Annotated in this window: 24 protein-coding genes; all 24 read right to left on the reverse strand. The window is 44.1% G+C overall.

Annotation, left to right across the window (positions count from 1 at the left end):
* Positions 1 to 84: 84 nt before the first annotated feature.
* Positions 85 to 1,383: a glycosyltransferase family A protein gene (locus LUCIF_RS03595; RefSeq protein WP_122626508.1), complete on the reverse strand. Its 1,299-nt coding sequence runs from the start codon at positions 1,381 to 1,383 to the stop codon at positions 85 to 87.
* The gene (locus tag LUCIF_RS03600; protein ID WP_122626509.1) at positions 1,376 to 2,053 is read right to left on the reverse strand and encodes an LbetaH domain-containing protein; all 678 of its coding nucleotides are present in this window, start codon (positions 2,051 to 2,053) and stop codon (positions 1,376 to 1,378) included. Before LUCIF_RS03600 ends, LUCIF_RS03595 begins: the two co-directional genes overlap by 8 nt.
* A 9-nt stretch (positions 2,054 to 2,062) precedes the next feature.
* Positions 2,063 to 3,211, reverse strand: a complete 1,149-nt coding sequence (locus tag LUCIF_RS03605) for a class I SAM-dependent methyltransferase (protein WP_165865872.1) — start codon at positions 3,209 to 3,211, stop codon at positions 2,063 to 2,065.
* Positions 3,212 to 3,224: 13 nt separating this feature from the next.
* On the reverse strand, positions 3,225 to 4,169 hold the full coding sequence (locus LUCIF_RS03610) for an NAD-dependent epimerase/dehydratase family protein (protein ID WP_122626511.1): 945 nt from the start codon (positions 4,167 to 4,169) through the stop codon (positions 3,225 to 3,227).
* The gene (gene rfbC / locus LUCIF_RS03615) at positions 4,166 to 4,696 is read right to left on the reverse strand and encodes a dTDP-4-dehydrorhamnose 3,5-epimerase (RefSeq protein WP_122626512.1); all 531 of its coding nucleotides are present in this window, start codon (positions 4,694 to 4,696) and stop codon (positions 4,166 to 4,168) included. Before rfbC ends, LUCIF_RS03610 begins: the two co-directional genes overlap by 4 nt.
* Positions 4,697 to 5,929 carry a class I SAM-dependent methyltransferase gene (locus LUCIF_RS03620; RefSeq protein WP_122626513.1) on the reverse strand — a complete coding sequence of 411 codons (1,233 nt, stop codon included), beginning with the start codon at positions 5,927 to 5,929 and terminating at the stop codon, positions 4,697 to 4,699. It lies immediately after the preceding gene.
* Positions 5,919 to 7,013, reverse strand: a complete 1,095-nt coding sequence (gene rfbG / locus LUCIF_RS03625; RefSeq protein WP_122626514.1) for a CDP-glucose 4,6-dehydratase — start codon at positions 7,011 to 7,013, stop codon at positions 5,919 to 5,921. The genes LUCIF_RS03620 and rfbG overlap by 11 nt, the downstream gene beginning before the upstream one ends.
* Positions 6,998 to 7,765, reverse strand: a complete 768-nt coding sequence (rfbF, locus tag LUCIF_RS03630; RefSeq protein WP_122626515.1) for a glucose-1-phosphate cytidylyltransferase — start codon at positions 7,763 to 7,765, stop codon at positions 6,998 to 7,000. Before rfbF ends, rfbG begins: the two co-directional genes overlap by 16 nt.
* A 122-nt stretch (positions 7,766 to 7,887) precedes the next feature.
* Positions 7,888 to 8,619 (reverse strand): cytidylyltransferase domain-containing protein, encoded by a 732-nt coding sequence (locus LUCIF_RS03635; protein ID WP_122626516.1) that lies wholly within the window; start codon positions 8,617 to 8,619, stop codon positions 7,888 to 7,890.
* 52 nt (positions 8,620 to 8,671) lie between these two features.
* Positions 8,672 to 9,832 (reverse strand): UDP-4-amino-4,6-dideoxy-N-acetyl-beta-L-altrosamine transaminase, encoded by a 1,161-nt coding sequence (pseC, locus tag LUCIF_RS03640; RefSeq protein WP_122626517.1) that lies wholly within the window; start codon positions 9,830 to 9,832, stop codon positions 8,672 to 8,674.
* A complete protein-coding gene (gene pseB / locus LUCIF_RS03645) occupies positions 9,829 to 10,815 on the reverse strand; it encodes a UDP-N-acetylglucosamine 4,6-dehydratase (inverting) (RefSeq protein ID WP_122626518.1) in 987 nt (328 codons plus the stop codon). Before pseB ends, pseC begins: the two co-directional genes overlap by 4 nt.
* Positions 10,816 to 10,862: 47 nt before the next feature.
* Complete coding sequence (locus tag LUCIF_RS03650) at positions 10,863 to 12,725, reverse strand: motility associated factor glycosyltransferase family protein (RefSeq protein ID WP_122626519.1); 1,863 nt, start codon at positions 12,723 to 12,725, stop codon at positions 10,863 to 10,865.
* 24 nt (positions 12,726 to 12,749) lie between these two features.
* Positions 12,750 to 13,436, reverse strand: a complete 687-nt coding sequence (locus LUCIF_RS03655; protein WP_122626520.1) for an acylneuraminate cytidylyltransferase family protein — start codon at positions 13,434 to 13,436, stop codon at positions 12,750 to 12,752.
* Positions 13,433 to 14,482, reverse strand: coding sequence for a nucleotidyltransferase family protein (locus LUCIF_RS03660; protein WP_122626521.1), 1,050 nt, complete (start codon positions 14,480 to 14,482; stop codon positions 13,433 to 13,435). The genes LUCIF_RS03655 and LUCIF_RS03660 overlap by 4 nt, the downstream gene beginning before the upstream one ends.
* Before the next feature lies 1 nt (position 14,483).
* Positions 14,484 to 15,119, reverse strand: a complete 636-nt coding sequence (locus LUCIF_RS03665; protein WP_122626522.1) for an acetyltransferase — start codon at positions 15,117 to 15,119, stop codon at positions 14,484 to 14,486.
* A complete protein-coding gene (gene neuB / locus LUCIF_RS03670; protein ID WP_122626523.1) occupies positions 15,116 to 16,198 on the reverse strand; it encodes an N-acetylneuraminate synthase in 1,083 nt (360 codons plus the stop codon). Before neuB ends, LUCIF_RS03665 begins: the two co-directional genes overlap by 4 nt.
* Positions 16,195 to 16,866 carry a PIG-L deacetylase family protein gene (locus LUCIF_RS03675; RefSeq protein ID WP_122626524.1) on the reverse strand — a complete coding sequence of 224 codons (672 nt, stop codon included), beginning with the start codon at positions 16,864 to 16,866 and terminating at the stop codon, positions 16,195 to 16,197. Before LUCIF_RS03675 ends, neuB begins: the two co-directional genes overlap by 4 nt.
* On the reverse strand, positions 16,866 to 18,026 hold the full coding sequence (gene neuC, locus LUCIF_RS03680) for a UDP-N-acetylglucosamine 2-epimerase (RefSeq protein ID WP_122626525.1): 1,161 nt from the start codon (positions 18,024 to 18,026) through the stop codon (positions 16,866 to 16,868). Before neuC ends, LUCIF_RS03675 begins: the two co-directional genes overlap by 1 nt.
* 25 nt (positions 18,027 to 18,051) lie before the next feature.
* Positions 18,052 to 18,693: an HAD family hydrolase gene (locus tag LUCIF_RS03685; RefSeq protein WP_122626526.1), complete on the reverse strand. Its 642-nt coding sequence runs from the start codon at positions 18,691 to 18,693 to the stop codon at positions 18,052 to 18,054.
* On the reverse strand, positions 18,665 to 19,567 hold the full coding sequence (locus LUCIF_RS03690) for an ATP-grasp domain-containing protein (protein WP_122626527.1): 903 nt from the start codon (positions 19,565 to 19,567) through the stop codon (positions 18,665 to 18,667). The genes LUCIF_RS03685 and LUCIF_RS03690 overlap by 29 nt, the downstream gene beginning before the upstream one ends.
* 48 nt (positions 19,568 to 19,615) lie before the next feature.
* Positions 19,616 to 20,308, reverse strand: coding sequence for a class I SAM-dependent methyltransferase (locus LUCIF_RS03695; protein ID WP_122626528.1), 693 nt, complete (start codon positions 20,306 to 20,308; stop codon positions 19,616 to 19,618).
* A gap of 22 nt (positions 20,309 to 20,330) precedes the next feature.
* On the reverse strand, positions 20,331 to 21,500 hold the full coding sequence (locus LUCIF_RS03700) for a LegC family aminotransferase (protein ID WP_122626529.1): 1,170 nt from the start codon (positions 21,498 to 21,500) through the stop codon (positions 20,331 to 20,333).
* Between the two features lie 55 nt (positions 21,501 to 21,555).
* A complete protein-coding gene (gene rffA / locus LUCIF_RS03705) occupies positions 21,556 to 22,683 on the reverse strand; it encodes a dTDP-4-amino-4,6-dideoxygalactose transaminase (protein ID WP_122626530.1) in 1,128 nt (375 codons plus the stop codon).
* Positions 22,680 to 23,381, reverse strand: a complete 702-nt coding sequence (locus LUCIF_RS03710) for a GNAT family N-acetyltransferase (RefSeq protein WP_122626531.1) — start codon at positions 23,379 to 23,381, stop codon at positions 22,680 to 22,682. The genes rffA and LUCIF_RS03710 overlap by 4 nt, the downstream gene beginning before the upstream one ends.
* Positions 23,382 to 23,427 lie beyond the last annotated feature (46 nt).

Below are 23,427 nucleotides of genomic sequence, written 5' to 3' on the forward strand. Positions count from 1 at the left end.
CTTCTATCTTAAATTCTGAGCTGTAATTTTATTTATCAATACTATCCATATAAAAAATAGGCGCACTTTCAAGAATTTCCAATTTTAATACAGAAATAAGTAATTGCTCATGCAGTCTTGTTGCTTAAAATCTCGTTCATGCTCATAACCATCCATTCTTATTTGTTTCTGGATCTCTTCCGCGTACATGGATGCAATAATCACATATGGCTTGCTCTTATTTACACATTCAGACAATACAGATGGCGGAAAAATTTGTATTCCCTTGACTATTTCTCCCCATTTGGCCGGATTATTATCAATAAAACCGCTTACTTTGCAACCACTTTCCTTTAAGTAGTTAAGTACATTACATCCTCCCGCACTAGCTCCCCATATCAGAATAGGTCTGTCATTTACCAACTTATTTAGCACATTATTTATTCCATTCTGCAAACCTGTAGCTAACTGGGCTGCCTCAATGTCACCGTCAATTAAATTATACAATATTATGTCATTTTTCCCTGAGACCGTATGATTAGCCGGTAAATTTTCCTTAATAATATTGCTGTACCAATTAAGGTTTAAGTATGCAACAGTCTGTACAATACCATCATATATTGCAGATTTCTGGATAGGGTCTAGGTCTGAATCTTTAACGACATTTAACACATTCCTGAGTAATTCAGTATAAGGCCTTTTATTAAAACGGTTTTGATTTGGTGCATTCAGATAAGTCTGGTATTCTTTCATCGGTCTTGCCCGGTCCCGATAATAGAATAAAGGTTCTTTTACCTTTGCAAATCCCCCCCAAAATGCTAATTCAGTTAAAAGAACTACATCACTACCATAAGTATCGGTAAGCAAGCTAGTTTTCTTTAATTTTTCGGTACGCATAAGACCGCAGGCCTCACTCCAAAACCTACAACCCACTACAGTAAATATCCGTTCTGATAGAGATTGACCAACCGTATTCATATTCTCATGCAATTTCAGCTTCCATCCATTGCCATCTATATACATCACATCGGAAGAGCATAGTACAGCTTCAGGATGGTCCTGCAGGCTGAGTAAACATTTCTGTAGATACTGGGGATCTAATGCATCATCATGTGAATGCCACATAAAATATTCGCCTTGCGCAAGTTGGAAAACACGGTTAAAGTTTTTTACCGCCCCAATATTTTCTTTATTTTGAAATACTTTTATCCGATTATCTTTGGCGGCATATTTTCGACATATTTCTAAAGTTTCATCAGTAGACTGATTATCGGAGATGATAATCTCAAGATTGGTATGCTTTTGTTCTAATAACGCGTCTAGAGCCATTCCAATGTGTTGTGCACCATTGTAAACAGGGATGCCAACACTAATCAGCGGGCAGTCATTGAATTTCTTACTCACGAAACTCCTCCTCAAATTGCAGCGTAAAAAACTGTTGTCCCCAAGGTAACTGACAAAATTGTTTACAGGTTCTCCCTTCCTGTGTAAAAACTACGGTATCAGGGTCTATATCTTGTTGGTATATTGTTGTATTAATTCCCACAGATACTCGGTCTCCAATGTTACAATCCCCAATAATCGAAGAGTGCGGCAACAGTGATACACCTTTGCCAATACGCGGATACTTTCCAGCTTGCGCCCCTATCGTACATCCATGGGTAACAATCAGAAAGTCGGCATATTCCGCCTTACCTAAAACAGTGCCAATCACATGAAACAGTAGAAATATATCAGGTATACGTGTATCATACATGCAATTAAGGCTATGCAAACATTTATTCAATGCAAATACTTTGCTCGCCGTATGATCATCTGCATTTTTTTGCCAAATTGAGTTCGCGAGAAACAACAAAAACATGGCATATTGATCGGTATGCAAATGATTTAGAAAAGGTTGTCCTTCTTTACTAAACAACTTTATATACTTAAAACAATATTCGGTGCGCTCCAAAGCAAAAGAAAAAGCCCGCCGAAATTTAACCTTATCAATTTTCTGATTATCCGGAAAAAAACATTTTAATTGTCTTAACACATAAGCTTCCAGTTCACTGGGTGATAATGATAGGTTCATGCTTCCTCACTAACTCTTTACATTAATTTTTGAGACATCAAATTCAATAAGCTCAACAACAAAGCCAGCCTCCTGAAGGATACACTCAATTTCATGGCGATAATTTGGATTCATGATAATTGCAGCTGTGATTCCTTTGTTTTGTAACTCTTTCCAACTTATTATCGGATGACCAGTGCCGGGAACATATAAGTTCTGTTTATGAGGATTTACGTCAATAAAACAGTCAATTAAAGAACATCCGGGATCAACTAAATTAGCCAAAGTCACTCCTTTAGCGCCTGCTCCCCATATAGCAATCTTGTGTTTACTCCGGAGGTTTTCCAGTTTCTGTGAAAAGCACTTGACAATTTGGGCTTCGGTTGCAGAGAATGACTTTACTAGCTCTGTGTAACCTTGTGGCTTATCTACGTTCCATATCTGTTTTTGATTTAAATGTGCTTCAGCCCAAAGGTACTGACCGTTGAAGGTATGACGAATTTCATCCACGGCAAAGCCTGCAGTCTGTAAAGCATGTTGCAGAGAAGCCGTTGAAAAATAAGAGCAATGCTCATAGAAAAAATCCCAAACCACTTTATTTTCTAAGATCCATTCCACGCAAGGAGTCTCTAAAAATACCCTTGCATACTGAGAGTTTAACAACGCTTCACGCATCGAAATTAGCATTTCTAATGGATTTGGCACATGCTCTATAACATGTCGACTAATCACTACATCAGCCCGAATATTTTTAAACTTTGGACCATAATACTCTTTAATAAAGCTTAATCTACTGTTATTTATAATAGCATTAGTTTTATAACTAGGATCAAATCCCACACCGATGTTTTTTTTATCTTTTTTTATCAATTTGTTTATAAAAGTTCCGTCTCCGCATCCAACTTCTACTATATTGCAATTTCGAACATTTTTCTTTTCTATTAAATAATCGACTAAACTATCAACATATGTATTAAAATATGAAGAATGAAACTGAGAATTGTCATAACTATCTCCATACTCTAATTTAGATGAATCAAAACAGTCATTAAATATAAATGTACAATCCTCACAATAACGTAATTTTAATTTGCCACAATTGATGCCACGCGCAGCTTCTCGCTGAGAAATTAAAATATGCTGATGAATTGGTACTTTCTCCCGTTCGAGAAAAATCATCGTCGACCTAGAGTTACATATGGGACATTTCATTATTCTTATATCCCCCTAGTAATGACTTCCGTTTCCACCACTCTATAGTTTCTTGCAATCCGGCATCTAACATGTATTGAGGCTCCCACCCTAGTTCATAAGATATTCTCGTGATATCTCCTAAGATCGCAATGGGCTCTGTAAAATCTAAAGGAATTGCTCCAAACTGAACATTTTCTGGCAGTGCAAGTTTATATGCAATATTCGACACAATCTCTTGTATACTAACCGGTTTACCAGAAGCAATATTTATTGGACCCAATACCTGTGAGGCCAATAGTGTCACAAATGCATTGGCCACATCTTTTACGTATAAAAAGTCACGGATCTGTTTACCATGCGAACATTGGGCCTGTTTTCCGCACAATAATGCATTAATAACAGATGGAACAAGGCGTTGAGGATACTCCCCCGGTCCATAGACGAAAAATATCCGTCCCCATGCAAAACTAAACTGCATATCTTCTGCCATATATGTAACTATCTTTTGCAGACTATCTTTACATGTTCCATATAACGTATTAGGATTAAGCGGCGTACTCTTCTCAGAGCATAAACTATAATGCCAGTCGTATTCCGCGCAGCTCCCGCCGAAAACGGCCCGTATTCCGCCATGCCCTACAAAATTCTTTACTAATTCAATACTTGCTTGTACCCATGTAGTGTTTTCAATTGAATTCCAGTACAGTTGTGGCTGCGTATACCATGCTAAATGCAGTAAATGAGTTGGCGCAACCTCCGCTAACAACCGTCGTTGTACCTCAAAGTCTAGTAGATTCGCACGATGCCAGATAACTGCGCTACTATTTTCAGTAATCATGTTATGATTATATACCGCATGTACTTCATATCCTAAAGATAGTAAATAAGGAATTGTTTGTTTACCAATAAATCCGGTTGCCCCTGTTAAAAGCACTCTTTTCATACGCATATATCTCCATAGGACCGGTCTTTTTCTGCAATAATCAGCGGAGAAAATGGCCATTTTATGTTAATAATTGGGTCATCCCATCGAATACCGCTAGCATAATCAGCAGCATAAGAATTAGTCATTTGATAAAAGACTTCAGTATTGTCTTGCAACGTTAAAAAGCCATGTGCAAATCCTTCTGGAATATATAGCATATTATGTTTGTCTGCGGTCAGTTTTATTGAAAACCATTTAAAATGTGTCTGGGATTCCGGCCGCAAATCTACAATCGCATCGAAGATTGCCCCGCGAATACAATGGACAAGTTTGGCCTCTGTAAAAGGTTCCTGCTGATAATGCATACCGCGTAATGTGCCACGTTTGGCATTATACGATATATTACACTGCACTAATTTAGGGTTCAAATCTCGTTTTGCAAATTCCGTTGAACACCATGTACGTGCAAAAAAACCCCTCTCATCACAGATAGGCTCCAATTCAATAATATATGCGCCCTTTAATTCAGTCTCTGTAAAGATCATTTATATAATCTCCACCTTAGGGATAGGAATAATAAACCGCCCGTCCCATTCACGAATATAACCAACTTGTTCCATAATTTCTTTTTTCAAATTCCATGGCAAAATTAAGACATAGTCGGGCTTTTCTTCTTTTATTTTTTGAGGGGAAAAAATAGGAATATGCGTCCCCGGCAAGAATTTTCCTTGTTTGTGTGGATTACGGTCAACCGTATAATCGATGAAATCTGTCCGAATACCGCAATAATTTAAAAGGGTATTTCCCTTTGCCGGGGCTCCGTATCCTGCAATTGTTTTTCCCTGTTTTTTTATAGCAATTAAGGTTTCCAATAAGGAAAATTTAAGTTCTCTAATTTTGTCAGCAAAAAATTGATACATCTCAATGTTGTTAATCCCAAATTCAATTTCTTTTATCCTCATATTTTCAACTTGCTTTGTTACTTTATATCCCAAATAATTGGCGTGACAAGCATATATCCTCAAAGACCCTCCATGAGTTGAAAATTCTTCAACATCAAAGATTTTCAATCCATGGGCATTAAAAATTTTCTCCACTATACTAAAGGACAGGTAAGAAAAATGCTCATGATAAATCGTGTCAAACTGACGTTCCTTCATGAGGCGCAATAAATGAGGAAATTCCATTGTTATAATACCATCATCATTTAACAGAATACACATTCCCGCGACAAAATCATTTATATTGGGCACATGGGCTAAGACATTGTTTCCAAGCAAAAGGTCCGCTTTTTGGCCATCGGCCTTTAAAGCCTTAGCCAATCTTTCACCAAAAAAATCAACAATTGTAGGTATTCCCTTTTTTATCGCCATCTTTGCAACATTCTCAGCAGGCTCAATACCCAAGATAGGAAATCCTTTTTCTTTAAAATATTGAAGGAGATACCCATCGTTACTCGCAATTTCCACAATAAGCTTATTCTTAGAGAAATCAAAGCGTTGTTGCATATCATTCGTATATTTTTTTACGTGCTCCAGCCAACTATCAGAAAATGAACTAAAATATGCATAATCGTTAAAAATGGCACCTGGGCTCTCAAATTCTTCCAGCTGAACTAAGAAGCAATTAGAACACACATAGGTATGTAATGGATAAAATACTTCTTTTGAATTAAGTTGCTCAATTGATAAATAAGAATTCGATAGTGGTGCCATTCCAAGGTCTATTAACGTTTCTGTTAAGGCCGACCCGCAAAATCGGCACTTTTTATCGGACATTTTGCATCTCCTTAGATAAACTCTCATATTTTTCAATCTGTGATAGCGTTATTATTCTCGGATCTTCGCCATGATAAAACCGCCTATACCAGTCAACCGTCATCCGTATCGTATCTTGCATAGATAAAATAGATCTCCACCCCAACCGCTGATAGGCTTTCGCCGAATCCAGTCTTAAATAAAGAGCTTCATGGAGAATTTCTTGATTTTCAACCGCCCATTTTATATCCCGGCCCCATAAATTACAGAAAGTAGCAACCAACTTCTCGACAGTCCAGGCGTGTTGATTCTCTGGTCCAAAATTCCATCCTTCCGCATACTCAGAACCATCATTCCATAGTTTTTCAGCTAACAACAAATATCCAAAAAGTGGTTCCAACACATGCTGCCAAGGGCGAATCGACTTCGGACTGCGTAGTATAATGGTCTTATTATTCTTTATTGCACGAACGCAATCAGGAATAATTCGGTCGGCGGCCCAGTCACCACCACCAATCACATTTCCTGCTCTAACACTTCCAATTTGGGCTGAATATTCTTCAGAAAAATATGAGCGGCGAAAACTGGATGTTATAAGTTCTGCACATCCTTTACTGCAGCTATACGGGTCGAAACCTCCCATTGGTTCAGTTTCTCTATATCCCCAAACCCATTCCCGATTTTCATAACATTTGTCACTCGTAACATTAACAACCACTTTAATGCTTTTACTGCGGCGTGTCGCCTCTAATACATTTGCTGTTCCCATAACATTAGTCATCAAAGTTTCTACCGGAAATTTGTAAGAATGGCGAACGAGCGTCTGAGCTGCAAGATGAAATACTAATTCCGGCTTATACTTACCAAACACGTCACTCAAATTCTGCAAATCCAGAATGTTGCCATCAATAGAAATTATTTGATCAGCAATCTGTGCAGTACTAAATAGCGAGGGATTTGATGGCGGCTGTAAAGCGTAGCCAATTACTTCTGCACCCAGCGATTGGAGCCAAAGGCTTAACCAGCTTCCTTTAAATCCGGTATGACCGGTAATGAGAACCCGTTTTCCCTGCCAGAATGAATTCAATTTCACCAAACCTTCCATGGAGCTTTGCCAGAACTCCAAAGCTCTTCCAGCTTAACTTTATCCCGTAATGTATCCATTGGCTGCCAGAATCCAGTATGTTGGTACGCAGAAAGTTGATTATTTTGTGCCAATTTTTCTAAAGGACCTTGTTCCCATATAGTCGAATCGCCTTCGATTAATTCAAAAACTTTCGATTCCAACACAAAAAAGCCACCATTAATCCAAGCACAATCTCCCTGAGGTTTTTCTTTAAAAGCAGTAATGCGGTTTCCGTATAAATCTAAAGCACCAAAACGTCCTGGAGGTTGTACAGCAGTTAATGTTGCCCAAGTATGTTGACTACGGTGAAATTGAATGAGTTCACCAATGTTTACATTGCAGACCCCATCTCCATAGGTAAAACAAAAAGTCTCCGTACCTATAAATTTTTCTATACGTTTTAGACGTCCTCCTGTCATAGTATGCTCACCTGTGTCAATCAGGGTAACTTTCCAGGGATCGGCATGACGTTCATGTACTTCCATAGAATTATTTGCCACATCGAAAGTAACATCAGATGTATGCAAGAAATAATTAGCGAAATACTCCTTAATTAAATATCCTTTGTACCCACAGCAAATAATAAAATCATTTATTCCAAAAAACGAATAGATTTTCATTATATGCCAAAGAATAGGATTTCCTCCTATTTCGACCATCGGTTTTGGTTTTATATAGGTTTCTTCAGAAATGCGTGTGCCTAAACCGCCAGCGAGAATTACCGCCTTCAACTTTATCCCCTCTTCCGATAGTACGATTTATCATCATCTTACAGCTTAAACTTGCAATAACGCATCCATTAAACATCATTTTACTCAATAATCCAACGTGGATTAAAATTCAATTCTAGCTTTTATTCTCCATACCTTTTCTGTTGTATTTCCGCATTGATATAATGCCACTCCGGATTTTTCTCCATTACATCTAATATATCGACAAAATTAAACTCCGACTTAACTGGATATAATTGTTCAATAATCCTCTTTATTAATTCAAAATCCTCCGGTGTATCCACTGTCCATCGATGATGGCTTAAATCTTCGATAAAATTCAGATACTTGATCCTGTACCGTTCAGGATGCCTTTTATAAATAAAAGTTGTAACATGTTCCCGGTCCGGTTGCTCCGCAGCTTCCCGAAAGCACTCCTCCAATACCTTGAACGGGCAAATTTCGATATCCAACCCTCGGGGGCACTTTTCCAACCGCAAATAATCACATTTATGGAGATGCTGCAAAAACCATCTTATACCTTCATCGCAAACCGCCGGATCAATCAACGGACAGTCCGACGTAATCCGTACTACAATGTCTGCCTGGAATTTGACGGCGGTTCCATAATACCTGGCTAGCACATCTTCTTCCGAACCACGAAAATAAGCAACGGAAAGCTGCTCACATAAATCAACAACGGGCTGATCCGTATCGTTGGTTGTCGTGGCAATGACAATTTCATCGGCATTTTTGATACGCCGGAGCCGCTCAATCTGATATTCCAGTAATGGTTTGCCCAAAACTTCCTTCAGAATCTTACCCGGCAACCGGGTAGATGTCATCCGGGCCTGTACAATTATGACCGTTTTCAAACTTAGCACTCCTTTCCCGTACAGTTTTACAACTTGGAGTACCCCTCCGAGTTCACTGTAAAATTTCTGTTAACGTGCTAATCACATAGTCTTGCTGTTCCGCCGTCATAGCTGCATATAAGGGAATGCTGACGGCTGAATTATAATAGGCTTCGGCCACCGGAAAATCGCCGTACTTAAACCCGAACTGCCGGTAATAAGGCTGGGTATGGACCGGAATATAATGGACGTTTACTCCAATTCCGGAGGCCCGCAGTTCCTCAAAAACTTGCCGGCGGCTTTTCCGCTGATAGACAGGAGCCAGTTGGACCACATATAAATGATACGCCGACAGGCTGTCCGGATGCTGCCAGGGTAAAATCAGGGGCAGATTTTTTAATTCCCGGTCATATTTTGCCGCAATCGCCCGCCGCTTGGCCACAAACTCATCGATTCGCTCCATTTGGCTAATTCCTAGCGCCGCCTGCAGGTCGGTAAGGCGATAATTAAAACCCAGTTCAATTTGCTGATAATACCAGGGACCTTGATTTTCCGACATCAGCTCCGCCTGGCGGGTAATTCCATGGCTGCGAAGTCGTATAAGCCTTTCATAGAGGTCCTGGCGGTTAGTTAAAACCATGCCGCCTTCGGCGGTGGTAATAATTTTCACCGGATGAAAACTAAATACCGTCATATCGGCAAACCGGCAGGAACCGACCTTTTGGCCCTGATAGGTTCCACCGATTGCATGCGAAGCGTCTTCCAGCAGGAGAAACCCGTATTCAGCCGCCAAGCGCTGAATCGGCTCCATTTCACAGGACTGGCCGGCAAAATGAACCGGTACAACCACTTTCGGCAGCCGGTTCTCCCGCTTTGCCCGCTTCAGTTTTTCCGCCAGACGCGTCACGCTTATATTGTATGTTCGGTTATCAATATCGGCAAAATCGACGGCAGCGCCGCAGTACCGCCCGCAGTTTGCCGAAGCAACAAACGTATTGGGGGATGTCCACAGCCACTCGCCCCTCTTTAAGCCTGCCGCCATACAGGCGATATGCAGGGCCGAAGTTGCGCTATTCACTGCCACCGCATACCGGGCACCGCAATATTGGGCAACGGTTTGTTCGAATTTTTCAATCGCCGGCCCTTGGGTAATCCAGTCCGATGCTAACACGGCCATAACGGCCTGGATATCTGCCTCGTTAATATCCTGATGACCATATGGTATTGGCTTCATTCAATCAGCCCCCGCAATTCTTCCACCGTCAAAAAGTGAGGATTGGTGCCGGAATTATACTCAAAGCCCGGTTCGACCGGCTGACCTTTCTCCCCTAAGCGGTTGACATCATAATTGACCGGCGCAAAAAAAGTAATAGATGGACGGATTACGTAATGATCCTCAAATTCGAGGGTCAAATGCGAATCATCCGCCGGGCACATCACTTCATGCAGTTTTTCGCCGGGACGGATGCCGATAATCTTGGTCGGCAACTCGGGGGCAACCGCTTTGGCCAAATCAACGATCCGGCTGGAAGGAATCTTGGGCACAAAAATTTCTCCGCCCTGCATCCGGCTAAAGGACTTTAACACAAAATCCACACCTTGCGGCAATGAAATCCAAAACCGGGTCATTCGCTCGTCCGTTATCGGTATTTCCCGGGCGCCCTCCGCCACCAGCTTTTTAAAAAAAGGAATAACCGATCCCCGGGAACCCATGACATTGCCATAACGCACCACGGAAAACCGGGTCCGGTGTCCCCCGGCCATATTATTGGCGGCAACGAATAGTTTGTCCGAAACCAATTTCGTCGCTCCATACAAGTTAATCGGGTTGGCCGCTTTATCCGTCGACAACGCGATGACCTGCCTCACGTTGTTTTCCAGGGCGGCCTTGATTACATTCTCCGCCCCGCGAATGTTGGTTTTGATGCATTCCATCGGGTTGTACTCCGCCGCCGGCACCTGCTTCAGTGCGGCTGTGTGAATGATATAATCCACCCCGCGCATTGCCTGTGACAATCGCGGCTCATCCCGGACATCACCCAGAAAAAAGCGCATGCAGGAGTCGGTAAATATCTGCTGCATTTCATACTGTTTCAGTTCATCCCGGGAAAAAACAATCAATCTGGCCGGCCGGTACTGCCGCAAAATCGTTTTGATACATTCCCGGCCAAAGGAACCTGTCCCTCCCGTAATTAAAACCGCCATTCCAGAAAACATATCAGCACCTCATCTGCAACTTTCATTTTATTGCCAAGAGTCATCTATCATATTTTTTCGTTCTGAATGTAGGCAATGGACTGTTCAATGAATTCTTTAATCCGTTGTGCAGCTTCCCTAACTTTTTCATAATAAAGACGATAGTCGGCAATGGCCGCCGGCACATCGTTATCTTCAGCATATAGTGCCTCATACCGCCGCCGCAGAATCTGATGCAGAAAATGCTGCTCAATCAGTTTGACTGCCGGACAGATATAGGGCTCCTGTTCCAACCGGCGGAAAATTTCATCAATGTTGAGCGCATATTGGTTTACTTTCGCGAAGTCTTTCTCCTGATAAGCTTGCTGCAGCTTCTTTAAGCGGTTGAGGGCGGACTTCGTATCCGCGACAACCTGATTGGCGTCCGCCAGACGTTGCTTAAGAATGGCAAGAACCTGCTTAATGGGCAGCTTATAAAAATCTTGTCGAGACTGAGAAATCACCGGCCGAACGTCAACTTCTCGCTGGCAGTGGCTATCCAATACTTCCCGCAGGGTCATGACCTGCATTCCTTCAATCAGGGCGCCGCCTTCCGTAGCATTAATATAAAGGCGATCGTTCTTTACCTGCACCCATTTTTCAAAAAATAAACGGTACTGATTAAACAAACGACTGGTTAGTACTTGTTCGCCTTGATTGGCCTTGACATACAAAAAACCGGCATTATCTCCGTCCTTATAGATTTTATTTCCGGCTTCGCCATAATTTGTCCCGGCTGCATGGGTACTGCCATCAGAAGCAAAAGCCAAATCCTGACCGACAAAAACAATCGGATTGGCTCCCATTTTGTAAGCTGCTGTCATAGCGCTGTGCGCCGCCGTCCCGCCCGTTTCCAGGTCTCCTTTATCTTCCACAACGCCATCGGGCCAGCTTAGAATAAAGGACTGGTTCGCGGCCACAAAAATGGGGCCGCGAAAAGCTTGCAGAATAGCCGGATAGGACTGAATATCGGTGAGTAGCACGGCGTCCTGGCCGCTGTATTCTTTGAAATGCTCATAGTTATAAACCATAGGATCAATACTGACAATGAAATCAGGGACAATCCCCTGTTGCTGCAGCGCTTTGACGGCTGTTCCTACGGCGATTAGCACAGCCTTTCCTTTTGCTTCCCGCAGCAGCACAATATTCTGATTGAGGGCCGGGCCGGCGGCGACTACAATCGCCGGGACGCCGGCGAATTTTTCAAATAAGGCGTTAACCCCCGGCTGCGTACAAAAATGATAAAAATTCTGTATTGTACTGGAAACCATATCGGGTCCAATTTTAGCTAAGGTCTGCATTTCCATAACGGCTCCATCGACAACCCGCTTGATCCCCTGCGTGGCCTGCAAATAAAAATCCTTATATACTTCCTGATGACCGGGTAATCCCGTCAGTACAATATTATGAAAACGGATCGGATCATAAAAATTGAAAAAGTTATTTTCCATCTCAATGACCGAATCGCCAACCTGAAGATTAACCCGCTGGGAAGAAAGGATACCGCGTAAATCGCGCTCCCGCATTGCCTGTTCAAACACGGTTTGATCTGGCTCAATCACAAACAGGGGAATTCGCTCATCCAATTGCACCAGCAGCGCTTCAATTAAATATCCAAGCGACAGACCATAAACGACAACCGCAACGCCGGCCTGGGCCTCCAGTTTACCTGCCACCCGCTGCGCTTCCCGGACCGGGTCCATAGAGCTGTGCAGAAAAACCTCTTGACCGTTTTGGGCAGTCACCCGCATGGTAGGCAATCCACTGCGGCTGGACAACAACTCAACTGTGACGCCGGTTTCTCCCTGCCGGGAGCTAACAATACCGTCAGGATAGCGTTGCCGGTAAATCTGCCAATTCTCTTCTTCCCACCAGTTTGGCTTTATATCCATAAATTCTAGCCCTTTCTTTCCTAATCACTTTTGCGCCAGCAAAAAGCTTACAAACAAGAGGTCTGTCTCCGTATCAATATCGATTGACCGTTTTTTGGGCATTTTATAGGCCAATGTCTCCGCCGTCAAAAAGCTCTTTTTCTTCAATAACCAACTCGTATGGGCAACGTAAACCGCTCCATTTAAGGCATACACGGACGGCAGGTCCTGCCGCCGGCTTGCGATCGTATCCATTGGCAGAACCGGCTGCAAAAAACCCTGTTTATCCGTATAAAACATCCAGTAAGGACTCTTATCCGGTTCGGTTACCGTTACGCAGGCGTTCGCCCGATGCCCGACGCATAATTCTATACAGCCGTCAATGTCTTCCGGGCTGCGCAGCGGCGATGTGGGCTGCAATAAAACCACATAATCATATCCCGGCAAGCTGGTAAGAGCATGCAGCACCGGTTCAATGCCCGGCGTATCGTCCCTGGCCAGTTCAGGCGGCCGCTTGAATGGCACTTCACAGCCCCATTTCCGTGCTGCTGTCATAATTTCGTCATCATCGGACGAAAGGATGAGCCGGTCAATATATTTAGATTTTTGAGCCGCTTCAATTGTCCAGACGATTAATGGCTTGCCGCCCACGGCGGCAATATTTTTTCGCGGAATTTCCTTGGACCCTCCGCGCGCCGGGATGATTGCCAAAACACTCTTATTCTCAATCATCCGAACACCTCGCCAAACTCGCCGTTAGCCCGTTCATAATCATTCATCTGCCCGATATCCATCCAGTATTCCCGGATCGGAAATGCCGTTGTCTCCCCATTATTATCAATGATTTTTTTAAACAGATTGGGCATATCGAAAAATTCTCCCGGCGGAATGAATCTAAGCACCTTTGGGTCCAGAACATAAATGCCGGCGTTGACAAAAAAACGTTTTACCGGCTTTTCATCAATGCCGGTAAGGCGGTCCTGCTCGATCTTTACGACTCCATAGGGCACCTGAAAGTTGTATTCGCGCACGCACATGGTCGCTTGGGCCTGGTGTATGCTATGGAAGTCAATCAACTGTTGAAAATTCACCTTGGTTAGCAAATCGCCATTCATGACCAAAAGCGGCTGTTCCGTCGCTTCCGGCAGCAGGCTCAAGGCTCCCGCCGTCCCCAGCCGTTTATCTTCGTGAATATAATCGATAAGTACTCCCCAGCGTGACCCATCACCGAAATAGTCTCGAATCATATCGGCTCGATAATTAACCGACAAATAGAATCTTCGAAAGCCGTATTCCATGAAATTCTCAAGAATCGTCTCTAATACGGGCTTGCCTCCTACCTTTAACAAGGGTTTGGGACACTCATCCGTCAGTGGCCGAAGCCGGCTGCCCAACCCGCCGGCCATGAGTACGACCAGGTTTTCCTTTTCCTCCATGTTGATCAAATTCTGTAATGTTTCAACTTGAATAATCCGCCCGTCGTCATCAATCACCGGAATATGGTTCAACCGCTTTAATTTCATAATCGCCAGCACAATGTCCCGCCGTTCAAACGATCTGGCCACGGTAGGGTGCGGATTCATAATCCGTTCGACCGGCTCATCCAGCTGGATTTCTTTCAATATACCCCGGCGAATATCGCCGTCCGTCACGGTTCCCAATAAATGATTCTCCGTATCCACAACCAGAGCGATCTGCATGGCTCCTGAGTCAATGATCTGCAACGTTTCCCGAATAGTTGTCACTGGCGTTACCGCGATCCGTTTCCAGTCAATCATTTTACTGCACCTCCCTGGCCGGCATTCCCGCAACTTTGACGTTGGCAGAAACATTCTTTACAACAACGGCTCCGGCTGCGATTAGACTGTTATGGCCAATATCTATTCCCTGAATAATAATTGCCCCCGTACCAATGTGAACCGCATCACCGACCCGGACTCCTCCCGACAGGGTAACTCCCGGCGCCACATGCACATGGGCGCCAATCCGGCAATCATGGTCAACAATGGCGCCGGTATTGAGGATTGTATTGGCGCCGATCCGGCAACCCGGCTGGACAACCGCTCCGGCCATGACCTGCACTCCCTCTTCCAGTGCAATATCGGCCGCCAATACTGCCGAAGGATGAATCACATTGAGAAAGCTATACCCTTTCCTCTTAAAATCAGTAAAAATTTGCCTCCGCAGAGTTGGCAGGCCCACGGAACCCAGGCCGTTAACCAGCCGGACTTCCTCCGGCTGATAATTGGCAATCACTTGGTCTGTACCAAGCATCGGCAAGCCGGCAATCAGAGTCCCTTTTTTGGCTGGGTCGGCGTCAGTCACTCCGATTATTTCAACTGACCGTAACCGCAGCATATCAATCAGAACGCGCGCATGGCCGCCGGCGCCAAGAATAATAACCGGTTTGTTCATACGCCAATCATCTCATCTTCTACATAATCCCGGTCTGCTGCCTTACCCAGCCATTCCCAGTAGTATAACGGTGAAATTCCTGTGCCCGGGCGTTTAGCCGTAAGATTCGCAACGTCAAACAATTCGCCTTTTTTAATCGGCCGGGCGGCTACCAGACTTTTTCTGGCCACCGTTTTATTTTTCGCTTCCGATGGAGCCGGTATTTTAGCTCCTTGACCGATGGCCAGTTCGACCTGACGGATAGCCTGAACCATTTCTTTCAGCTCACCGGGTTCCAGTGACGCTTTATGATCCGGCCCCGGCAAATTGCGGTCCAGGGTAAAATGTTTTTCTATAATAGACGCTCCTCTGGCTACGGCGCCAATTGCCGCGGCAATACCCGGAGTATGGTCGGAGAACCCTACGGATAAATGAAAAGCCGCTTTTAGCGTATCCATCCCTTGTAAATTCACTTCGTCAAACGGAGCCGGATATTCGGTCGTACAATGCAGCAAACTCACCTTTTGCCTAACAATATTCTGCCCCTCTGCCGAACAATATGCTTGAGCAAAGGCTTCCTGTCCCGGAAGATTATCAACGCCCAGATAACCAAAAGCCAATATTCCCAAAGCCTGTTCGGTCTCCCCCAGTGTGCTCATGCCCGTTGACATGATTACCGGCTTACCGGTGCGGGCAATCGCCAGCAGGAACGGCGCATTGGTTATCTCGCCCGAGGGAATCTTGATATACGGTAAATCCAAGGTATCGGCTAACAGGTTCAGGCTGTCCGTATCAAAGGGGGTCGATAAAAATTGAATTTGCCGCCGCCGGCAATGGTCCAGCAATACTTCATGCGACCGTTCATCCAGTTCCAGTTTTTTTATCATCGTATACTGAGATTCCTCCGCACCGGAAGTCCGCTTTTGGTAGGCAGCCTTCTCAGCCCCCCGGCTGACTATCTTATCCGCCCGGAAAGTCTGAAACTTTACCGCATCGGCGCCGCAATCCGCCGCAACGTCAATAAGACGCTTCGCCATTTCGATGGAGCCGTTATGATTCACTCCCGCTTCTGCTATGATATAAGCTTGCTTAGTCTTCATAAGATCTCCTTTATAAGCATAAATGCTTCGGCTGCTTTGAAACCAGCACTTACCCCGCGCAACTTCGCCAGAGCCGCAATCGCCTCGGCGCTGCGCGGAAAAGGAAATTCTCCCATCTCGCCGGCATAGAATCCTAGAACCTTTAATTTAGCGGCGATAAAATCTTCAATATTAATATATACATTCGGCCTAAAGCCATTGTAATCAGGATTTACGCCAAAGTCCGTTTCCGAAAGAGTTTCATAAGCCAATATCCTTTTTACGTAGGGGTAGCGGAACCATTTCGTGCAGGATACAACAGCGTCAAAAAGAAGCCGGTGGTCCGTATGAACGTCGCCGCGAGAAGGCAGATAAATAACTTCCGGCTGCGCCACCTGAAATATATCGCTAATGCCTTGAACAAGGTCGCCGAACGGAATCGTATCCAGCCGGGTTGTAGGAAACTTTAACTCTAACGTTCTATGGAAACCGTAAAACTTAGCCACAGACTGAATTTGTTCCTGTCTTTGATTGATTTGCACTTGGGAAAATCCCAACTCAGTCTTCATCTCCGTGGCAATCAGCCAGGTTACTTCATCCCCGTCATGAATGTGGCGCAAGAGCGTTCCTCCGCAGCCAAGGGTTTCGTCATCCGGATGGGGAGCAACCACGATAATTTTTTTATACATCAGTACGTTATATCCTTTACCAGTAATTTTTCGTCAATAGAAATTGCCGCCAATATACCGGCAATCTTTTCTGCCGCATGTCCATCCCCGTACGGGTTTATGCACCGGCCTACCTGGTCACGGTAGGATTGGTCAAATAAGGCCTTGTTTACAGCCTGGCAAATCGCCTCAATATCATGAGGAACAAATTGAACATTCCCGGCGTGCAATCTTCCCTTCTGGCGGTTTCCCACATTAACAACCGGTAATTTCAGCAAAGGAGCTTCCAAAATTCCGGCGCTCGAATTTCCTAAGAGACAGCCGGCCATTCGCATAAGATTGACAAATTCCAGCCGGGGTATATTGGGCGCTGCATAAACAAACGGGAGTTCCTTATATTCCTCAATCGCTTTAATTAACTGTTGCCCGCCGGCATCGGAATTCGGATAGCTGATGATGGTCTTAATGCCGAGTTTTTTAATCGCTTCTAAACTCTGTTTCATCTGATAATACGCCGCTTGCGTCTCCGTAGAAATGACATGCTGAATCAAAAGAATCAGCGGTTCATCCTGCCCAATTTCAAACTGCAGCCGTTCCGATAATTCCGTCCGGGATAAACAGGGCACCTTTAACAGCCTGTCCAAGCCCGGATTACCGGTATTAAATAAGCGGAATTCCTGTTCGCCCAGCTTTAATATCCGTTCGTAACTTTCCTGATTGGTCACAAAGTGAACGTGAGCCAGCTTCGTAACGGCATGCCGGACTTGATCATCTACATTGCCCACAACCCGGTCTCCTCCGGCAATGTGGGCGACCGGGATATTCATATAGGCGCCGGTCAATGCTGTGGATATAGATTCTTCCCGGTCTCCCAGCACCAACAGAAAATCAGGCTGCAGCCGGGTAACCGTCTGGATCATGCCTTGCAATTGGATAGCCAGTCCCTTAATCCGGGCGGAAAGACGATCGCTGTTGATAAGACTTTCAATCTCATCAGCAATTTTAAAACCGTCCTTTTTTATCTCCTGCACGGTATAACCATAATTTTGCGACAGGTGGGCCCCGGTAACGATCAATTCCAAATCCAGCTGGGAATGGTTCTGAATCGCCGCAAAGACGGACGACATGATATCATATTCCGAACGAATACCGGTAACCCCCAGGATCTTGCGTTTTTTCAATATCCCCCCCCCTTTCGGCCTAACATTACATAGAAAAATACTTCAGTTTAATAAAATGAAAACCGGAGTTCCCGGCAAATTGCCTGTCCTGCTCCCGGTCGCCGAAAAACACAATCTCGTCGGGATTTACGGTTTGCAACAACGGCAGCTTACTTAAAATTAACGTAGCCGGTTTTTGGAATTCCGGACCATATTTCCCGGAAATAAGAACGTTTTCACTTTTAACCCACCGCTTCAAGCGAAGTGCTTCCACCTTCTTCTGTTGTAAAGCAAAGGAGCCGTCGGTAACAATAAATATTTCATAATATCCATGTATATATTCCAGTAAACTCTTCATTCGCGACGGCAAGACTAAATTGGGCCGGAAGTTTCTGTAAATCAGAAGGCACTGCGCTATAGACCCCGGCCTATCCTCTGCTTTAACCGAATGTCGGGACAAAATTTCCTCAAAAATGCGGTTATACGAACTGCCCTTTTCCAGCCACCGCCGGATCATGGACTGGTAAACTTCGCTTTCCCCGGTCCGGCAGACCCTTGCCAGCAGTTGGGCTATCGGTTTATATACCTGCGCAATGAATTCAAACTCATCATATAAAGTCCCGTCCACATCCAGGCCAACCGCTTTAATTGTATCCCAGTCAACTTGAGGGAATAAAGACTTCAGCATAATATCTTCTCATCTCCAAACCATATTGTACCGGCTTGGGGATAATCGCTTCCCCTTGAATAAAATGATGAATCATCAGTTTTACCCAATTCTCTGAAGCCGCAAAACCCAACGCCATGCCGCCGGCAATACGCGGGTTGATTTCAATAAACCGGACGCTGCCATCGGCGCAAACAAAACATTGAAAATTGACAGGCCCCAGGAAAGGGATTTCCCGGCATATTTTCCGAATCCACATTATAATTTCTTTATTATATACGGTCTGCCCGCCGGTTGACTTTCCTTCCTTTACGGCAATTCGCCGGCGGGGAATAATATAAACCGGCGCTGCATCCCGGTCACAGAAAACGTCAACCGTGTACTCTTCACCTTCAATCAGTTCCTGAGAAATCATACCGTCCATATCAATTGGGTTATCCGTAATCTTTATGCCTTGGGAACCCCGGCCATGCCGAGGCTTGACCAGCGGATACTTTTGTTCCAAACCCGTAGCCGGAGTCGGCACGCCAATCTCCCGGAAAAAATTATAGGCAAGCCACTTGTCTTGAAACCGCCGGACCGTATCCGGTTCCGATAACATTACATAAATACCCAGCTCACGAAAGCGTTCTTTTTGTTGCGCCCACGCCAACAGAGTCTCGTCAAGGGAAGGAATCACCACATTGATATGAGCGGCAAGCAATGCTTTCGTAATCTTTTCCCACAGCTGGGGATCATGAACTGCCGGCATAACAAGGAAATCATCCGCCAAAAAACGGCCGGCACAATTTTCATCTATGTCCGAAGCGACGGCTAAACAGCCGGCGCTTTGAACGGCTTTAATCAAATAAGCTGCCGTCATACTGCCAGAGGCTTCTGTTAAAATTTTATACATCTAAGTAACCGCCTTTAATAATTTAAAGTAATTAGTATAGAAAATCAATTACATTTTCTTTAAAACTAAATGGTATCTTGATGTAAACTGGCCAGTCAGAATATTTTCTTTTCTAATAAGAAAGCTCTCTTTAACAGCAAATACTCCATGAATTAGTTCATTAATCTTCGTAAAATTAAAATAGGATTGAATCGTTCCGCACTCGTGCGGTGCCTTAACCAGTTCTTCTCCGGCATATTCTCGAAAGTGGCTCGAATCATCACCTGAAATAATATCACAATAAAACAGTCCGCCTTCCTTTAAAACCCGGGCAATCTCCTTTACAGCTTCTTTTGCAGTAGAAAAAGTCATGCTGTCTAAGACTCCATGACTAATTGCAAAATCAAAAGTTTCTTCCGTCCAAGGAAGATTCCGAATGTCCCCCTGTATGATTCTTTTTTCACTATCAACTAATCCGCTCTTAGCAGCCCACTCCCGGGCTTTGCGAATCGCATTCTCTGACAAATCTATACCAAAAGCCTCTATTCCCATATCTGCCGCATATATAATATGCCTTCCGATTCCACAGCCCACATCTAACATTTTAGGGTTCTCAATGTTACAAACATCCTTAAAGTTATTCAAATCAACCCGCTTTCGTATATATTTTGATACAAAACGGATTATCTCTTCGTGTGGATAAAAAACAAAATTATCCTTGTTTATATAGGACATATCCCATTCATACTTATAGTCGTTCATCTTTTACTCCTTCTTTAGTATTCTATAAAAAAACACTACTTGGAATATTGATAATTCTCTTCTCCAAATCTTCCGCAACACTGACATCCATACGCGGGCAGGACTCAAACATCGGCAGTTTGTACATCAGTGTCCAGGCCGGCCGGGTTGCAATGCCACAATCATTAGCAGCTTCCAGGATGACGTCCCGGTACATTTTGTTTTCTTTATCCAGCACCATGGTATTCAACCAGTAATTGCTCCGGGCAAACTCGGGTTCTCTAAAAACTCGAACCCCCTGAATACCGGTAAATTCATGGAAATAACGTTCAGCTAACATTCTTTTCTTCGCTAAAAAGTCCGGCAACTGCTCCATCTGAGCGCAGCCTAACGCCGCATTAATATTGGGCAGGCGATAATTATAGCCGATTTGGTCATGATAAAAAGCCCACCTATGCGGCACTTTCGCTGTGGTTGTAATGTGTTTCGCCAGCTTGCCGAGGTCCTCGTTATTGGTGATAATAGCGCCGCCGCCGCCGGTCGTTATGGTTTTATTCCCATTGAAACTCAAGGTGGAAAGTCCGCCCCAATTTCCCGTATGGCAGCCTTTATAGAAAGACCCCAGTGACTCGGCGGCATCTTCGACCAAATCCAGTTTAAATCGGACGCATACCTCAGCCAGAGGATCCAAATCCACCGGATGGCCAAACGTATGCATCGGGACGACCGCCCGGATCCGGCGTTTGGTTTTCCGGTTAAAACAGCCTTCTGACCGTACTTCAGCGATTTCCCGCAGATAATCATTTAGTTTGTGCGGGTCGAGCCCCAGCGTTCGCTCCTCACTATCGATAAAATGCGGAACTGCGCCGCAGTATGTTATCGCATTGGTCGTAGCAATAAAAGTAAGCGCCGGTACTAAGACCTCATCGTCGCGCTCTGTACCCACCAGCTTAAGCGCGATGTGCAGCGCCGCCGTCCCGTTAACCACGGCGACAGCCCGTTTCGCACCGGTATATTCGGCTAACTTTTTTTCAAATAAATCAACATATTTACCAACGGAAGAAACCCATCCGGTATCCAGACAATCCTTTACATATTTCCATTCGTTACCGGCAAAACAGGGTTCGTGGAGGCCAACCGATTTATATCCTGCTGGCAGGCATCGCTTTAATCCGTCGATAATTGCCGCAACTGCAAAACTATTGTCTGTCATAGTATTAAATACGGTTCAAAATAAACAATAAAGTTCATAACCGTATCTATTCCTCCTATCTAAAAAATTCAATGATTGTTTCAATGATCTTGTTCAAATCTTCGCTATCCATCGAATAATACAATGGCAATCGCACCAACCGTTCACTTTCCCGCGTCGTATAGCGGTCATTGCCGGAAAAGCGGGATACATTGACAGCGCCGGGCGCTGAGTGTAACGGAATGTAATGAAAAACACTCATCACCCCCTTCTCGCTTAACGCCTTAATAAATGACGTTCTTTCTTCTAAATTCTTTACTTTTATATAAAACATGTGGGCATTGTGCCCGCACTCTGCGGGAATTACCGGCGTCTCCACCCGCTTATCCTGTACTAAAACAGATAGTCTTTTTTGGTATTCATTCCAGCTATTCATCCGGTCTTGATAAATGGCGTCTATCGCCTCTAACTGAGCATATAAATAGGCGGCGTTCAGTTCGCTGGGAAGATAGGAAGAGCCAATATCAACCCAAGTATATTTGTCGACTTGGCCCCGAAAAAACTTTGTACGGTTTGTACCCTTTTCCCGGATAATTTCCGCCCGTTCAATCAATCTATCATCATTTACGGCTAAGGCGCCGCCTTCACCGCAGCTTATATTCTTCGTTTCATGAAAACTAAAACAGCCTAAATGGCCGATTGTCCCTAAATTTTCCCCTTTATACTTACTAAAAAAACCTTGCGCAGCGTCTTCAACAACCAATAGGTTATATTGAGCAGCGATCTTCATAATCCGGTCCATATCACAGGCAACCCCGGCATAATGCACCGGTACAATCACCTTGGTTTTGGGGGTTATAGCCTGTTCAATCAACGTTTCATCAATATTCATCGTATCCGGCCGGATATCAACAAAAACAATTTTTGCCCCACGCAATACAAAGGCATTGGCAGTAGAAACAAAGGTATACGACGGCATGATCACTTCATCGCCTGGTTGTATATCACATAATATCGCCGCCATTTCAAGCGCATGGGTGCAGGAGGTGGTAAGCAACAGCTTGGAGCATGGCAAATTTTCCTGCATCCATAAATGACACTTTTGGGTAAACGGTCCATCCCCGGATAATTTCCGATTTTCTAATACTTGCGCCAAGTAACTTAACTCAGTTCCGTATAACGGCGGCCGGTTAAAATTAATCATTTTTCTGCTCCCAACTCTTCATTTAATACACCATAAGAAATTTTATGATAAACATCTAAAGGGTTTCTAAAATGGAACCCGAGTGAAGAATATAAATTAAGGATTGCCATATTCGCTGCCGATATCGAACTGCTAATCTCATCATGGCCATCAAGAAATAATTGCTGGCAAGCCATACTCCAGAAATACTTAGCCAAACCTTTACCCCGAACTTCTGACTTTAATGCATGTAATACAATTTTATTTTTACAACAGCCGAAAAAGCCGGCTAACTCGTCATTTAAAAACAAACCCCAAACATTACCGGATTCATAGAGTGAGTTTAGCCAATTATCATACCGCAAATCCGCCAGTTCCCGGTCAATGTTAAAATCCCGGTGGAATCGTCCATGTGAAAAGGCGCCGTGAGCAATTTTCATAAGTTCTTGCCTGTTCACTTCCCGCGTAATAAAAATATGATCATGACTTAACTTGACAAGTTGATCCTGCGAACAATGGGGTTCTATTAACGTGTCGCAATAATAAAATCCATAATTATGAAGTAATTTTTTGCAAGACAGTGGATCTACCTTTATGGTAAAATGCCCTGTTGTCAAACAAGCTTCCCGTAAAGCCCTCTCAGATAAGGCAGTAATCTCAAACGTATTGATTCCAAACACCGTTGCATCCCATGGAGTAGCGATAAAATTCTCATGCATGGTTTTTCTCCCCTGACTATTGGCAAACTAAATAAAGATTAAAAAC

The organism is Allolucifera butyrica (assembly GCF_900476375.1).
Lineage (GTDB): Bacteria > Bacillota > Negativicutes > Sporomusales > UPPP01 > Lucifera > Lucifera butyrica.